This window comes from Pseudoalteromonas sp. AWH4_217, from assembly GCF_056161105.1.
In genome coordinates, this window is sequence record NZ_JBSWYM010000021.1 from 42,412 (window position 1) to 59,743 (window position 17,332).

General features: G+C 48.2%; 9 protein-coding genes. 4 read left to right on the forward strand and 5 right to left on the reverse strand.

Annotated features, from left to right (window positions below; genetic code table 11):
- Positions 1–89 precede the first annotated feature (89 nt).
- Entirely contained in the window at positions 90–3,584 is a 3,495-nt protein-coding gene (locus ACXAH1_RS20940; RefSeq protein ID WP_475199338.1) for a PKD domain-containing protein, read from the reverse strand.
- Positions 3,585–4,012: 428 nt separating this feature from the next.
- On the opposite strand from ACXAH1_RS20940, the gene ACXAH1_RS20945 reads away from it, so the two are divergent.
- Positions 4,013–6,061 (forward strand): winged helix-turn-helix domain-containing protein, encoded by a 2,049-nt coding sequence (locus tag ACXAH1_RS20945; protein ID WP_475199340.1) that lies wholly within the window; start codon positions 4,013–4,015, stop codon positions 6,059–6,061.
- A gap of 49 nt (positions 6,062–6,110) precedes the next feature.
- On the opposite strand, the gene ACXAH1_RS20950 is transcribed toward ACXAH1_RS20945, so the two are convergent.
- On the reverse strand, positions 6,111–8,297 hold the full coding sequence (locus ACXAH1_RS20950) for a carbohydrate binding family 9 domain-containing protein (RefSeq protein WP_475199342.1): 2,187 nt from the start codon (positions 8,295–8,297) through the stop codon (positions 6,111–6,113).
- Positions 8,298–8,466: 169 nt separating this feature from the next.
- Here ACXAH1_RS20950 and ACXAH1_RS20955 point away from each other — a divergent pair, with 169 nt between their 5' ends.
- Positions 8,467–9,507: a S66 family peptidase gene (locus ACXAH1_RS20955; RefSeq protein WP_475199344.1), complete on the forward strand. Its 1,041-nt coding sequence runs from the start codon at positions 8,467–8,469 to the stop codon at positions 9,505–9,507.
- Between the two features lie 145 nt (positions 9,508–9,652).
- Entirely contained in the window at positions 9,653–10,900 is a 1,248-nt protein-coding gene (locus ACXAH1_RS20960; protein WP_475199393.1) for an alkaline phosphatase family protein, read from the forward strand.
- Between the two features lie 304 nt (positions 10,901–11,204).
- Here ACXAH1_RS20960 and ACXAH1_RS20965 read toward each other — a convergent pair whose 3' ends face one another.
- Together ACXAH1_RS20965 and hutH are read right to left on the reverse strand one after the other, a co-directional pair.
- The gene (locus tag ACXAH1_RS20965; protein ID WP_475199346.1) at positions 11,205–13,217 is read right to left on the reverse strand and encodes a urocanate hydratase; all 2,013 of its coding nucleotides are present in this window, start codon (positions 13,215–13,217) and stop codon (positions 11,205–11,207) included.
- 13 nt (positions 13,218–13,230) lie between these two features.
- Entirely contained in the window at positions 13,231–14,724 is a 1,494-nt protein-coding gene (hutH, locus tag ACXAH1_RS20970; RefSeq protein ID WP_475199348.1) for a histidine ammonia-lyase, read from the reverse strand.
- A 1,020-nt stretch (positions 14,725–15,744) separates the two neighbouring features.
- Between hutH and ACXAH1_RS20975 the strand changes: the two genes are divergently transcribed.
- The gene (locus ACXAH1_RS20975; protein WP_475199351.1) at positions 15,745–16,665 is read left to right on the forward strand and encodes a LysR family transcriptional regulator; all 921 of its coding nucleotides are present in this window, start codon (positions 15,745–15,747) and stop codon (positions 16,663–16,665) included.
- 67 nt (positions 16,666–16,732) lie between these two features.
- On the opposite strand, the gene ACXAH1_RS20980 is transcribed toward ACXAH1_RS20975, so the two are convergent.
- Positions 16,733–17,332 carry a hypothetical protein gene (locus tag ACXAH1_RS20980; RefSeq protein WP_475199354.1) on the reverse strand — a complete coding sequence of 200 codons (600 nt, stop codon included), beginning with the start codon at positions 17,330–17,332 and terminating at the stop codon, positions 16,733–16,735.

Consider the following 17,332-nt stretch of genomic DNA (forward strand, 5'->3'; position numbering starts at 1 on the left):
GGAATTTGATGCGTCACCAGGTGGATGAGGTGTAAGTAAAATGGGTATAAATGCGACCCTGTCAGTTACAGGGTCGCAGTAAGGCCAAGCTATCTACGCATATCCGCATCAAAGCGCATATATGTGTCGACAGCGTCATTCTCAGTGGCAGGATCGGGCTCCATCATCTTCAGAACAGAGACTTTCCAGCCATCGTCGAGCGTTGAGCTCGGTGAAATGACATACCCTTCAGCGCTGAGTCCTGCAGATGGGGTATTAGCCAGAAGCTCAAGCTGACCCTGATTAACAGACCAGGTGTAGGCACGGGTTTGCCCGTCTGTAACTATCTCAGCCAGTGAATTCATAGAATGTAACTCAACGTACATGGTTTGTGCGCCGTTGATCAGCGCAAAACGCTCGTACATCAATGTATGGCTATCGAACATGGGCTGACCAGACATAGGTTTAACACGCTGGACTATGCCCAGATCGTTACCATCTTTCCACTGGATCACATCACCGTTGAGGAACATTGCAAACATAGTGTCGCTGTCTGCAAGCTGATTAAGCTCGAAGGTGAGGGTTGTTTTTCCGGTACTGGCATTGTAGTTATAGCTACCATAATTAATGCCGGCCATGGCCGGGTCTTCACTTTCAAAGTCGGCTTCAAAAAACTTGTTATCAGGCATGAATGCGGTGACCCAAATCCGACCTTGATGGAGCGGATACTCAACAAACGCACCTACTAAGGGGTTATTTGCGTCAACAAGGCGCGTTAAGGTGAAAGAAGGCTCGCCTTCAACATCTATCGTCAGGGTATTGCCGTCAATCGTTATGATGTGCTTGAGCTGAGTGTCAAAGCCATACGAGCCATTGGCGTCAAATATCATATCGACTGTAAACTCGCCGGTGCTTTCATCCCAGTTGGCATAGCCTACTTCCAGACCCGCCATTGCGTCAGGTGCATCATCCGACTTCAACTCCATATGCACCCATTTGCCATCCCGGATCACCACGACAAAGTCAGGCTCGTTGGGGTCGTACCAGGCACCCGTGAGCATATCAGTCGAATAAGTCGGCACAGGTGGTGTTACCATGCTGGCTTTGTTTGCTGCCTGGCCGTTGAGATAGTAGGTCATTTGCATGCCCTGGTCACAGTTGGTGTCCAGTGGATAATTACAGACCTTGACATAATCACGGTCAAAGCCCATGAAGTCACTGACTGTTACCGAGCCTGATTCATCAGAATGTAGCTTGCCCGATTTAACAGAGTAAGTACCGATTTCGCTGAAATTATTATCGCGAATGACGCGTGTAAAGGTGTCATCGTCATTATAGTTCAGGAAGTAGTATTTTCTTTCTACCTGATTACTGTCGTTGAGCATGTGGAAAGTCCGGTTGTCCATCCACATATAATCAAACTGAGACAATGTGGGAGCAGACTTCATGTATTTGATCATGTAGGTGCTACCTGGGCCCTGGTCAAAGGCACTGGTATAGCTATGACGCACGTACCAGCTGTCGTTACTCATTGAGATTACGTCATATTTGTCGCTAAAGTTAACTGAACAATTTTCTGGCGTCGCGCCTTCAGGGCATTGGTGCACATTTTTGCCATTCATGCTGTCAAAGTAGCTATTAATTGACAAGGTGCGGCCATTTGTCTCCCAGACCTGCGTATTTTTATTCAGTTGCATGTAGGTCACGCCATTGACGAAGTTGTCAAAGAAATAATTCTGCGGCAGGTTTGCTCCAAAGTATGGAATAAAGCGCCCCAGTGCCATGGCGTCATTCAAAGTGATGCTTTGCTCGGGCATCATAATCCCGGTGCGGCGGCGATGTGTCATGGAGGCCATTTTATCCGGCGTGGTTGCTACCGCATCGTTTGTAAGTGCCCAAAACTGAAAGCCGTTTTGCAGCGACTTCAACATCCAGTAGGTTAGCGTTTGCGCCTCCATAGTGTCTGTCTTGGCGAGCATCACAACCAGGTTATTGCCACTGATCTGCCAGCTGAAATCTCGTTCAGTACCATCTGGTAGTGTGGATTTACCACTTCCATCCTGATTAAACATCATTTTACTGGTTTGTGGTTGATAGTATTCGTTACCAGTTTCACCGCCCATCAGGTAGTACATTTGGTCAAAGTGCCAAACCCCCTGCAATTGGGCTGCTGTGGGGCTAATCGTATTGCCGCGCACAACCAGAGTGAAATCTTCTGTATCACTGACATCGGCATTCAGAACGGTATCATCATCGGCTTTAATTTCGTCTCGTACGGCCGTCAAACTGATGGCTTTGGCAAAACTATTGTCGTCATAAATACTGAATGTGGCGGTTTTATAACGCGAGTAACAGGTGAAGTTCATGCCTTCGGAATTTTTACAGCTGTGTCTTGGCGAGAAGATACCATCACCAAACACAACACTGACTGCGCCATTCGTGGCTTGTGTCCAGGTAATAGTCCCGGCGGTATGATCGGTAAAAGTCCCGGTTCCATCTTCATTCAAGGTCAATTCTGTGAAGTGGCTGCGGAAGTATCGCGTTGAGCCAATAAAATAGGATCCCGCGATAGAGCCTTCGCCATTGTCTACCAGCTTATCGTCGTTCTTGATTTCTTCTTTGGTCTTGTCAATTAGCGTAGGGTCATCGTCGTTGATGGTGTTGGTCAGCTCAGTAGTGGCAGCCTGGCTGGAAACCAGTTGAAATGTATTGCTAACGCCTTGAGGAAGCGAAAACTTCTTATCACCACTGCCGTCGACAACCAACTTGATCAATGCAGACAGGGTGAGCTTTTCATTGGCATCAACGCCCACCAGTGCATTGTTCAGCTCGTTGGTCGTTTGTGGAATACCATCGACAGCGCGTGTGACCAGAGCATATTCAGCAGTTGTGACATTGGTAATGTTAACCCCGAAGTTCTCGGTGCTATTGACGACCCCGTCGCCCCCTGCCTGCTCAGTGACCGACGCAAAGCTTTCCAGCTGAGAGTAAAACTCGACATTCTCTTGATCTGGTCCACCATTGGCTTTGATACGAATGAGTTTGTTTACGGCTGAATCATCAACATCCAGCTGAATAGTATAAGTACCATCATTACCTGCAGTTGTCGGGAAGGATTCATCACCCACGTAAACAGTTAATGCGGCGTTTGCAATCGGAGCATCGGTGACTACACCGGTTAGCGTAACCGATCTGACTAAACGCTTTACTGTAAAGTTTTTTGTAGCAGTAGCGGTGGCGCCGTCGTCATCAGTGACAGTAACGGAAAGCACCATAGGGGTATCTTGTGTGACCTCTGGGGTTGTAAAACTGACATCACTGGTGGTGCTGTTATTCAGTGTAGCTGTCGGTCCGGAAGTGATACTCCAACTATAGCTGGCAATGTTGCCGTCACTGTCTGTGGCATTGGCCTTGAGTGAAACGGCGGTCTGTTCCATTGCTTCACTGTCACCAGTAATGCTGACTGATGGAGCTTGATTAGTTGTTGGATTGGGGTTTGGATTTGGATTTGGGCTCGGAGATGGGCCACTGTCCGATGACCCCCCACACCCGGCTATGAGGGCTGTCAGGCAAGACGCTGCCAGCAACAATTTTAAACTTTTCATAAACACACCTGTTCTGTTTAGCGAAATAAACTCGCACTTCCTTTGGTTGTTTTGTGAGCAGGGTAAGCATAGTTTATAAGTGGCAAAAGTGAATTTAAAATCTGCACAATTCTTAGCCATCAACGAGGGGGTATCACGCATATTTCTTCTGACAGGCAGGATGCCACCTGCTTATTCCTTGGCTGAAGCAGATTTTTGCAATGATATCTTACTGGTGGGTTGCAATGCATTGAGATGATTATAGACTAGGGCATGATTTGTTTTGCTCTGGCTGACCTTGAAGTGAGAGGCACCAGAAAGTAGTGCCGCGCATCGTACTGCCGCGAAACAGTTACGGAACAGAAGAATAATAAGCAGCCCGATATTGCCCAATTCGCGTTCTATTCATAGTGATTAGAACAAAAAGAGGCATGATTGACGAGAAGTCCATGGATTTTATTCAAATTGGCGAGTTTCGCCTCTATCACCAAACGAACGAACTCATTAACGGTGATCACAGCGTCACGCTGGACCCAAGACAGCTTTCGCTACTGCAATTCTTCATTGATAATCCCAATCGTATTATTGGACGTGACGAATTACAGAATGTGATTTGGCAGGGGTCTATTGTTACCGATAACGCCATTAATAAGCTGGTCGCTAATCTGAGAAAAGCGTTTTGTGACGATCCTAAGCTTCCTCAATACATTCAAACAGTCCCTAAACAAGGTTATCGCTTTATTGCACCAATCAGGGTTGGCGCAGCAGCCCCTAAGGCTTTTTCATCACAGCAACCAGAAGCAAAATTTTCTGTACGTCGTTTTTTTATGCCTGGCCTGGTTTTACTCTTTGGTTTGCTGGCAGGTCTGATTTGGCATGATGGCGGTGAACCTTCATGGCAGTACGGAGAAAGTCAGGCGATGAGCCGGGTTAAGGGCGGGAAGATGTACCCAGTTGTATTACCAGAGCACGAACACCTTGCATTTTTAAATATTACCGTAGAGCTGGGACGTAGTTTGTGGGTGGCAAGTTATGATGCACAAAATGATACCTTGCCCCAGATTGTTGCAACACCAGATTACCACCTTCAGCAGCTACTGGGCGGTCAGGGTGAGTTTTTGATTTTTAAAGGGTATTACAAAGAGCAATGTGGTTGGTTTAAAGCACGACTTGACCTGACAACACGGCAACTTGAGGCCCCCTCCGAGGCGCTGTATAACTGTGACCTGATTTATCACGATAGTATTTATGTCCCGGCAGAAGACCATATATACGCGCTGGCACATGAACGTCGTTTCGAGCACAAAAACGATTTATACAAGCTGAGTTTCTCGGGCGAAATCAGTAAATTGCCGACTAAATTAGAAACATCCTGGCGCCTTGCATACCTGGATGCTCATCCTGATACTCGTGCACTGCTACTGACGGTGCACACTAATGACGGAAACAGCCGGGTGCTGAGCTATGAACCTGATTCCAGTAAACAGGTTTTGCAGCTTTCTCGCACCGGATTAATGCATGGGGCAATTTGGGACCATGCTTACAAAGGGGTTGTCTTTTCATCCTCCAGCCCTCGCACTCAGTTGGTTCATCAGTCGTTCGATGATAAGAGTGAGACTTTGCTGAGCAGTCTCAGTGACAAGATCTGTTGCAATCTCGCGCGTCATAGCAATGGTGCGGATTATATCTTTACCACATATGATAAAGACATAGAGCTCCAGTGGCTGGAAACCGGTTTTATGCTGGATAACAGCAGCGGGCTTGACCGCTCACCTCGTCTGGCGCATACCGAAAGTGGCGTCTATTTCATTTCTGATCGTTCCGGCAGTTCTCAGGTGTATTATCAGCGTCCGCAAGAGCAGGCTAAGCCGCTTCCCAGATTGCCTGATCATGTACGCCTCAGGGATATGGCGTTGTCACCAGATGATGAGTTACTACTAATTAATCACGACAACCATGCAATGTGGCTGATCCCAACCAACGAAGCACAACAAGGTAATACGTTGTTTTTCGATGGTTACATCTACCGTCAGAGCTGGTTGAGTAATAGCTTGTTTGCGTTGTCGGTGAAGCAAAACGAACTTAAGCGCGTGCAGATATATAACCGGCAGATGCAACAGGTTGCACAGCTGCCTCATGGCTGGATGTCAGCGATGACCGACCCCTCAACGCCTGATTATGTTTATCTGACCAACATGGACTATGAGCTGTATCGCTTTCCTTTCGCCAGCATCTTGAATGGCCTTGAGCAGGCTCAGGGTGAAAAAATTGGTGAGCTGGAGCCTTTTTCGAATCTGGAATTGGAAAAAGGCGTGGTGTACCTGATGACCAAAGAGTGGCATGAGCTGGCCAGGTATAAGATCACCGATGAAGGCTTGCATCCATTATCCAGGCAAGACATCGGCTCATATATGGGGTTTGATGTGCATGATGCGCAGGTGATCTATGGCCGAAAAGCCGCATTCAGAAGTGATGTCTATAAAACCGTTGCGAGGTAACTGCATGGGCGTTGCTGCTAACTGACAACGCCCATTACTCAGGGTTAGATCACCAGCGATAGGTGTAGTTTAGTTTGATGGCTGTTTCGGAAAAAACGCGTTTTTTATCGTGCCAGCCGTCCTCAAGATCATAACCCTTGTTGATACTTAGCTGGTACAGCTCATCCGGTGCAGGTTCGTAGCGCAACCGGCTAAAGAGCGAGAAGCTGTCGGATTGGGTGTTATGTTGCAACAGTGAGTTCCATGACCACTCGCTGTTAAAGGCAATATTCACTTTTAGCCGGGTGTTGTACATATTGCTCTTTTCACCGGCGCGTTCGTAGTAGTACATATGACGGCCAAGTTGCACGTACAAATGCTTGTTTGGGCGAGTGTTAATGGTCAGACTAAAGCGCTCAAGGTCGGCATCGAAAAAACCCCCTTTGACGAGCCGGCCACTAACAAAAACAGGCCGATCGCTGGCTGTTTCATAATAAATGTTCCATTGATTGTAATCATATTCCCCCTCGGCAAACTGAATATTGTCGCGAAACTCAAAGGGGTTTCTGAGCACTTTGTTGTACATATCGTAACTGATGGAGAAATAGTCGTGAGACCGGGTTTGTACCACTAAAGGCTGTAAGAACAGTTGCTGACCTTTCTTCTCGCCTTCGGTATTTTCCCAGCGCTTATAATAGGTTCTGACCTGATAGAGGTTGAGATTGTCTCCCAGCCAGCCTGATTGTGGGCGAACCCGATAGTGACTGGTGAGGTGATAGTATTTAAGGTCGGTACGGTTCACAAAGCCCATCGCCGGATTAAAATCTTTGCCGATATAGCGATACTTGGTATCCAGATAAAACTTATCATTGGGTAATTTGAATGCCAGGCCATAGGATTTACCATCGCTATCGGTGGTCTCGTTGGGGACGTCAACAGACTGATAGAAGGCATTGGCAATAAACTGCTCTTCACCAAAAAGTAAATCATCAAAGCGATAGTCAATACCCGTCAGTGCCTGGCTGTGACTGTCATCGGCACTGCCATGGGTGAAAATAGCGCCGAGCTGGTGGTGCTCGCCAATATGTTGCTTGGCTCTGGCTACGCTAAGCTGGGTAGTTTCCTCGAGATTGCCGTCACGTTCCTGATTGACGCTCAGTATGCCAAGATCTGTGTTGCCAATCCGGCCTGTTAATTTGGTCCCCCAATTTACATCCAGTATACCTGACTGCGGGCCCTGACCAATGCGGCGCGAATAAAAGGGCATGCCGTTGTTATCGTCATCGTCCATGCCGCCGAAACGAAAAATCTGGCTATCCTGCAAGAAGAAATCGCGCTTTTCACTGTAGTACTGGCCAAACCGTGTCATGTTCATTTCAATTTCATCAACGTCTGTACCCGAAAAATCTGTATTGAGTGTAAGCTGACCTGTCAGACTCGGAGTAAACCGATAGGTCGCATCCAGTGAGGGCTCAAAGCGGCTCTCAGTCTGTGTTTCTTTGTAAGCCAGGCCGGGTTTGACTTCGATTCCCAGGCCCTGATCTAAGTTATTGAGCCCGGAGATCGGCGCGGTTTGCGAGGCATGCCAGCCATACGAGTTGGGGTTATTGAGATTCCAGAAAGACTGGACATAGGGGCTGGATAGTTTATGACGTAGCTGTAGCCCCCAGTTTTTGGCATCCGGGTCAAAAGACATTGACTGCATGGGGATTGCAATTTCAACTGTCCAGCCGTCGTCCTGTTGCTGAGTTTTGGCGTACCACAGCGTTTTCCACTCGGCGATATACTCGGTGCCATTGACCAGGCCGTCTTCACGCACACCAGAAGGAGTAACATGAAACAGGTAGCCGTCTGATTTGTCATGATTGGTGTCTATGATGAGGCCAAAATAGTCTTCGTTCCAGATCCGCTCACCCTGGGTAAGCACTCTGTCCATAATGGTATTGGCAGGTTGAGTAATTTTTGCTGCAACATAAAAGTATTGTTCATCGTAGGCAACATATGCCGTGATCGGATATCTGGGGGTCCCGCCGACGGTTGGACGGAATTCAACAAACTCCGTGATCACACGAGCATTTTGCCACTCCGTGGCAGAGAGCTCACCATCTATGAGTGGCGCATTGTTCAGGCGGGGGATTGCCGTTTCACTTTGCGTAAATTGTTGCCAGGGGCGAATGTGCTCAGACGATTGCTGGGCCGCGCCACAAGCCGTATATAAAGTACAGAGTGTTAAGCTTAGTGCGTTCAACTTATTCATTGTTTTATCCGTTTCGTAAAAAGCTGAGCTCATTGTTGTCTGAACAAGTACAAAAAGCGTGAGAAAGGCGCGAAACGAGGTGACAAAGTGAGGAAATTATGTGATTAATACATGCCTAACGTGATGAATTAAATGGTTTTAAATTTTTAGCATGTAAAAAGGATGCCTTATGTACTATCCCGCTCCCTTAACCTCAGACAGTACGATTGCTGTTACCGCCTTTTCCAGTGGTGTACCTTCACCTTTGCACGCTCGCCTTGACAGAGTGTTACAAGACCTGGTGCTACGTGGGTTTAAGGTGCTCGAAGGTCAGTGTTTAAGGGACGACCAGCTGCATGTCAGCGCACCGGTAGCTCAGCGCGTTGAAGAGCTTATGCGGTTTTTAATGGACGATCAGGTTGATGCCATTATGGCCCCCTGGGGCGGTGAAATTGCCATGGACTTGTTACCCTTGCTCGATTGGGAGGCACTGCAACATGCCCGGCCTAAGTGGCTAATGGGGTTTTCAGATATCAGCACCGTGCTGAGCGCATTTACCAGTAAACTGGGCTGGGCTACATGTCATTGCACTAACCTTATGCAGCTTTCACTTGCACAGTCGGATCCCTTGACCGCCAACACTTTTAAGCATTTGTATACGGCATCAGGCGGTTCGTTTACGCAATATCCCGCGCCTTTTTTTGAACAAGGCTACAGCAATTATGCGCAAGACAGTGAAGCGGTATTTAATTTGACAGAGCAAAGTGGCTGGCAGCGATTAAATCATGATGAACAGCTTGATGGCTCAGTGTCGTTTAGCGGGCGCTTGTTGGGAGGATGTCTGGACACACATATGCTGATGTTTGGCTCTGAGTATTTTGATCCGCAAAGACTGCTTGACAGGCACCCGGATGACAAGCTGATCTTTTACTTTGAAAATGCTGAGCAGTCGCCAACTGGCTATTACCGGGCTTTACAGAGTCTCAAATTACGCGGTGCGTTTGAACACGCTGCCGGTATCCTTATCGGTCGCAATGCCGTTTCGGGGAGAGCCGGAAAAGCGTTTGACGGAGAGACTGCGGTCAAAATGGCGTTAGGGGATTTGACGATTCCGGTTGTAACGGGAGTGGACGTTTCTCATATTGCGCCCAATCTGGTGATGATCAATGGCGCGCTGGCTGAAGTGAGTTGCACAGGTGAGCTGTGGGCTCTGGTTCAGCATCTACGATAACTGAAAACGGGGCGGGGTGACTCGTCCTGAAAATCTGTGATTAGTCGAAAATAGGCCCAGTCTCGGCAAAAGGTCCTTCATTTTATTCATCTTTTAGTTTTACAGTGCGCCCGTTGGTTTATTGTTTTAGGAACAAATGGGCATGATGACAACTCGCGCACTATCGGCTTTGCTGATTTTTATTACCACGGTTTTTAGCGCTGCTTCTATATTACCTGTTAAGGCAGCATCAGTTAAGGCGTCACCTGTTCAGGCATCTGATCAAAGTGTAGTGATATTCTCACTGGATGGCTTTCGCTGGGACTACATTGAAAAGCATAATGCAAAGAATCTGGCTTCTTTGGCTGCGCAGGGAGTGAGGGCCGAGTATCTGGAGCCTGTATACCCGACTAAGACTTTTCCCAATCACCTCTCGATTATAACCGGCTTGCTGCCGTCCAATCATGGTATTGTGGGCAACCACTTTTGCGACAAAGACCGTAACCAGTGTTACAAAATGGGGCATGGTCAGGATGACAGCTCCTGGTTAAAAGGGATCCCGCTTTGGAATTTGGCGCAAATGCAAGGGTTAAAAGCGGCAACCTATTTCTGGCCCGAATCCGATGCCCGCTTCAATGGTATGACTCCCAGCTATTTTTACCACTATTCAAAGCACAGTGACTATCAACAACGTATTGACCAGATAATTCAATGGCTGAAATTACCAGAGCAGACTCGCCCCCGCTTTGTTGCCGGGTATTTTTCACTCGTCGACACCATGGGCCATGACTTTGGTCCTGATGCACAACAGACTTATGAGGCGGTGCAAAAGGTGGATAAATTGATAGGTCAGCTGGCGCGGCGCATACAGCGCGAAGTAGAGCAGGACGTCAACCTTATCATTGTGTCAGACCATGGTATGGCTCAGCTGGATCCTGAGCGGAGTTTGCAGCTTTCTGATCTGGGCATTGATCTGAGTGATTTTATAGTAAAGAACAGTGGCACGCAGGTCTGGTTATATAAACAACCCAACACGGAGATGGACCTGCAAGAGATTCGGGCACAGCTGAAACGCAATGCTCGCGGTCGCTATGATATCCTCAGTGAAGAAACACTCAAAAGTCGCGGTGTGACGATAGATGCAACGACGGCTGATATTGTGATTGAAACTCAGGCACCGCGTTATTTTGCATACGATGACAAAGACAAACACTATGGCACGCATGGCTTTGCCGTTACACAGGATATGCATGCGACCTTTGTTGCAGTGGGCCCGGCGTTTAAACAGGGGGTGAAGATTGGCCCGGTGAAAAACCTCGATATTTATCCTGTAGTAGCACAGATCCTGGGCCTGGACTTACTGTCTGAGGTGGACGGAACCGGCGCTTCATTATTGCCTGCACTGCGTCACTAGGCGTTATTCGTGAATAATGTGTGGGTGGCTTATTGTATCAGGGCGATTGCTCTGTAAGAAAACGATTTGGATGTGGATTAAAACACTGTTGATAGATAACTGAATAATCCTTGAGTTACTCACAAGATAGTCACAAAATCTGTGAGTAAATATATAAATGTAAAATAAATCAAGGTGTTATTTTTTTAAAATGAGTAACCAGTAAAGTACTCATGAAGCAGAACAAGTTCGCCTGGCCTGTCACACTTATCTTGGACAAAAAATGGCTGCCCGAGGCAGCCATTGTTAAGCCCTTTGCAAAAGCTTACAGCGACAGATTATTTAAAATCTCGTCGTCTACGCCATTTGGCAGGGTTACTTTCAGCTTAGGCGTACGGGCCATTTCACGTTTGATCGCAAAATTGGCTTCTTCGTTACGGGCCCAGCTGCGACGTGCAATACCATTGTTAACATCGAACAACAGCATAGACTTAAGACGACGCTCAGCGTCGCTGCTGCCATCCAGTACCATACCAAAACCGCCGTTGATCACTTCACCCCAGCCAACACCACCGCCGTTGTGGATAGACACCCAGGTTGCTCCACGGAAGCTGTCGCCAATCACGTTGTGAATGGCCATATCTGCGGTAAAGCGGCTGCCATCATAAATGTTTGAAGTTTCGCGGAACGGTGAATCGGTACCACTTACATCGTGGTGGTCACGGCCCAATACCACAGGACCAATGTCGCCACGAGCAATTGCATCGTTAAAGGCCTTGGCTATTTCCATACGACCTTGTGCATCGGCGTACAGAATACGAGCTTGTGAGCCAACCACCAGTTTGTTTTGCTTGGCATCTTTGATCCAGGTGATGTTGTCCTGCATCTGCTGTTGGATCTCTTCCGGCGATTCCGCCATGATCTTGTTCAGCACTTCAGCTGCAATGGTATCGGTTTTGTCCAGATCAGCCGGATTGCCAGAAGCACATACCCAGCGGAATGGGCCAAAGCCGTAGTCAAAACACATTGGGCCAAGAATATCCTGTACGTAAGACGGATATTTAAAGTCGATGCCGTTTTCGGCCATCACGTCGCCACCGGCACGGGATGATTCGAGCAAGAAAGCATTGCCGTAATCGAAGAAGTAAGTACCACGGGCCGTGTGCTTGTTCACCGCATCAGCGTGACGCTTCAGCGTGGCCTGAACTTTTTCTTTAAAGACTTCCGGCTCTTCGCGGATCAGTCGGTTAGACTCTTCAAAGCTGATATCGACCGGGTAGTAACCGCCTGACCAGGGGTTGTGCAGCGACGTCTGATCTGACCCCAAGTGAATGAAAATATCCTGCTCATAGAAGGTTTCCCAGACATCAACCACGTTACCGATGAAGGCAATTGATACCACTTCTTCGTTCGCCTGCGCGGTTTTAACGCGGGCAACCAGCTCGTCCATGTTGTCGATCAGCTCATCAACCCAGCCTTGCTGGTGACGTTTGGTGGCAGCGGCCGGGTTCACTTCGGCACAGACGGTAATACAGTTAGCGATGTTACCGGCTTTAGGTTGTGCACCACTCATGCCACCAAGACCGGCAGTCAGGAATACTTTGCCTTTCGGGCTGTCACCTTTTTCAAGGACTTTACGGAATGCGTTCATCACAGTGATGGTGGTACCGTGAACAATGCCCTGTGGGCCAATGTACATGAAAGAACCAGCAGTCATCTGGCCGTACTGAGTGACACCCAGTGCGTTGAATTTTTCCCAGTCATCAGGCTTAGAGTAGTTGGGGATCATCATACCATTGGTGACAACAACCCTTGGGGCATCTTCGCTTGATGGAAACAAGCCCATCGGGTGACCTGAGTAAATGTGCAATGTTTGATCGCTTTCCATCTCGCTCAGGTATTTCATGGCCAGCAGGTACTGCGCCCAGTTCTGGAATACCGCGCCGTTACCGCCGTAAGTGATCAGCTCTTCCGGGTGCTGCGCAACTGCCGGATCCAGGTTATTGTCGATCATCAGCATGATGGCTGCGGCTTGCTGACACTTAGCAGGATAATCGCTGACAGAGCGCGCTTTAAGGTCGTAGTTAGGCTTAAAGCGGTACATGTAAATACGGCCGAAGTTTTTCAGCTCCTCGGCAAATTCAGCCGCCAGCTCCTGGTGCCATTCTTTCGGGAAGTAGCGTAGCGCATTGCGCAGCGCCAGTTGCTTTTCGTCGGCTGATAAAATGTCTTTACGCTTAGGGGCGCGGTTGGCACCTGCCGGGTAAGGCTTAGGTGCAGGCAACTCACTGGGGATCCCTTGCTTAATTTGGTCCTGAAAACTCAGTGTTGTGGTCATTGTTATTTTCCCCTTAGTTAACCGTAAATGCTTGTGACTTAACCAATGCTACCATGTGATCAATGTCAGGTTTAAGCAGTCTGTCTTCTTCAAGTTTTGCTACTTTGCTGCGGATCAGCGCAAAGTTCTCTTCAATCAGGTCTGAGCAGGTGTTAGGACGTCTGAACTCGATGGCTTGAGCAGCATACATCAGCTCAATGGCAAAGATTTTTTCCAGATTCCCCAGGATCTGGTTCAGTTTACGACCCGAGATACTCCCCATAGACACGTGGTCTTCCTGGCCCATGGACGTTGGTACGCTGTCTGCTGATGGCGGGAAACACAGCGATTTGTTTTCGGTAACCAAAGCTGCGGTGGTGTACTGCGGGATCATCATGCCCGAGTTAAGACCGCCAGAAGTCGTCAACAGGCGCGGCAGGCCGTGCAGACCTTCCAGTAGCAAATAACAGCGGCGGTCTGAAATGTTACCCAGCTCAGCAGCAGCAATCGACGCGTAATCCAGCACCATGGCCAACGGCTGACCGTGGAAGCTACCGCCTGAGATGGCTTCTTCGCTGCTGATCACAATCGGGTTGTCGGTGACTGAGTTCATTTCAATCTCTGCCAGCTCTTTAAGGTGGTTGTAGGCGTTACGAGACGCACCATGCACTTGCGGAATACAACGCAGTGAATACGGGTCCTGTACGCGGTCGCACTCTTCGTGGTCGGCCATATTTTGCGAGTCTTTGAATAAACGACGCATGCGCTTGGCCACTTCTAGGTTACCGGCAAAGGCGCGAATTTGGTGCAGCTCTTCACGGAACGGCGACTGGCTGCCCTGCATACCTTCAATACTCATGGCACCGGCAACGTCAGCCAAATCGAGCAGGTAGCGCATTTTGGTCAGCGCGGTAATGGCGTGTGAGAGGATAAACTGAGTGCCATTAATCAGCGCCAGGCCTTCTTTGGCGTGCAGCTCCATTGGCTCCAGGCCATGTTCTTTTAGTGCGTCGGCCGCAGGTACAATTTTGTCACCCTGCCAGAATTCACCTTCGCCAAGCAGCGGCAGGAATAAGTGAGACAGCGGCGCCAGGTCACCCGATGCACCTACAGAGCCTTGCTCCGGCACCACAGGGATAAGGTCCAGCTCAATAAACTTCAGCATACGCTCCACGGTTTCCAGGCGAATACCTGAGAAGCCCTGGCTCAGTGCGTGAACTTTGGTGATTAACATCAGCTTAGAAATGGGCTTAGCGATTGGCTCGCCAACCCCAACAGCATGAGTGATAAGCAGGTTTTTTTGCAGCAGATTGGTTTCGGCAGGTGAGATTTGCGTGTCGCACAGCGGACCAAAACCAGTGTTAATACCGTATACGGCCTTATCAGAAGCGGCCATTACGTCGACATTGCTGCGGCTGGCGTTGATTTTATCCAGCGCTTCCTGACACAGCTCGGCTTTAATGCTGCCGTCGGCAATGCCGTTGACTGTGTCCAAGTCCAGACGATCGATACCATATCTAAACGTCATTTTATTCTCCTAAATATCATCTTGTTACATGCAGATGTTGTTTTTATCCCGCAATCCTAACTTGCTGTAGTAGTTTTATAAATGCATAATTATCGTAATTCATTCCGATATTTTCGAACTAAAAGTATCGAACTAAAAAGTATCGAACTAAAAGTTTGGGCGAGTAAGAGGTGTTGTTTTGGTTGAACAGCGTACGTTTAACCTAGGTCATCCCGAACTCAACTCCGGTAATTCAGCACCCAACACCGGTTATTAGGCACCCAACTCCGGTTGTAAAATGCTCAACTCCGATTGTTAAGCATCCAACTCCGGTCATCCCGCACTTGATGCGGGATCTACCAGCCGGCAACTTGGGTGTTACACCAGACGCCTAAATAGTCTGGGCGTAGATCCCGGCTCAAGGCCGGGATGACGGAAGAGAAGGCCGGGAAGAGGGAAGAAAAGGGTAGGCTTTTGTGAAAAGGTGTGATGGTGGATAGTTTGATTAGTGTGCTTTTATGCTTCGTTATTCGGCACCTCACTCTGGCCCTCCTGCACTCAATCCCGGTTATTAGGCACTTAAATTCGGTTGTTAAATGCTCAACTCCGATTGTTAAGCACTCAACTCCGGTCATCCCGCACTTGATGCGGGATCAACTAACAGGCAACTTGGGTGTTACACCAGACGCCTAAATAGTCTGGGCGTAGATCCCGGCTCAAGGCCGGGATGACGGAAGAGAAGGCCGGGATGACGTAAGAGGAGGCCGGGATGACAGGATAAATGGCTGGGGAGAGGGAAGTAAAGGGTGAGTCTTTCGCTTTAGTTCAGATGGTGAATGAATTTAAATGGCTGCACTTATAATATGCAATTAGTCTGTACATCCTGTTATCCAGCATCCAACTCCGGTCATCCCGCACCCACTCTGGTCATCCCGCACTTGATGCGGGATCTACTAACAGGCAACTTGGGTGTTAAATCTGACGAAAGAAATAGAGTGGGCCGGAGCATTACAAGCCATAAACCAAAAGAGGTAAATACGCATGCAGGTACAAGACGTTGATTTAAGGCTGCTGCGGATCTTTGTCGCCATCGTAGAATGTGGTGGACTGTCAGCCGCAGAGTCGCGCCTGAACATCGGTCGTTCGACCATTAGTTCGCACCTGTCGGATCTGGAAGTGCGACTGGGCCTGAAATTATGCAAACGCGGGCGCAGCGGCTTTGAGCTGACCGAGCCGGGCAGGGTGACTTATCAGGCATCGCTGGAGCTGCTGCAACAGTGTGAGGCTTTTGCCAGCACTGTGGCCAGTTCTAAAAATGAACTTTCGGGGCGAGTGACCATTGCTACCATAGATACTATGGTCAGCGATCCCCGTTGCGGTTTAGCACGAGCTATTTCGGCGCTCAAAGCCCGCGGTGGCAATATTCAGTTTGATATCCATGTGTGTGAAGCCCGCGAAGTCGAAACCTCAGTGGTCAATGGCCGCTCTCTGGTGGGACTGGGCGTGAGCCGCCATCAGCTATGCGGTTTGGATTATTATCCGCTACACAATGAGTACAACTATTTATATTGTGCGCAAGGACATCCCCTGTTTGAGCTGCTTGAAGATGATGTGGCCGAGAGCGACAGTGCAAAGCTAGAGGCATTACTTGCCGAGGCCGAGGTGATCACCAGTAACTACCTGCGCGATAAAGAAGTGCGCAACGATGGCCTTAACTATCAGAATAGTGCCATTGCCTATCACGACGAAGGCATTGCCCACTTAATATTGTCTGGCGAGTTTATAGGTTACCTGCCTGAGCATTACGCCAGCTACTGGGTCGACAAAGGCATGTTCAGAGCCATACTGCCAGAAAAATACGCCTATCAGATCCCGGTGATGCTGATCACGTCAAAAAGTAATACGGCATCGCCCTTAGCTGAGGCTTTAATTGAAGAAATAAAACGGGTGCATGCAAGTTAGAGGGGCGCACAAAAAATGCCAGTTAGTTTTGCTGACTGGCATTTGGCGATAGTATTTTAAAAGTCAATTAAGATGCGCGGGAAGCCTGCGTACCACCTTCTCTTGCGGACAGGATCATCATGGTTAGCAATGCGCCACAACACAGTGCCCAGGCGATATAGATTAATCCTTCAAAATTATCATATATCAATGTCCAGGATTTCATCTCGAAGTAAGACCACGCGATGTTTTCAAGTAAACCCAGCAGATAAATTAACGAGGTATACATATAAAGCCAGTGAAAAACACCATCGAAGTGAGTGAGTTGTATGTTGGGTGAAGTGGATAACTTCCGGGAAAGTTGAACTCTGAAAATTAATACCAATACGATTGCTAAGCTAATTAACAACTGAATTCCATAGATCAATGTGCCTTGTAATAACTTGTTTTCCTCAGGTGTCACGTAGTTAATTAGCCCAGTTTCAAATATGGCAGGTGAGAGAGCAGTCAAAACAAAAATAAAGCTGGAAATATGAGTCATATTTATATCTTTTATATAGTAACCATATATCACTCCTACACCTAAGAGAATTAAGTACAGCGGTGTTACAATTGTGGGATTCCACAATTGAATATAGAAGATTGCCATTGCGACGATGCTAATTAAAATTAGGTTTGAGAGTTTCAT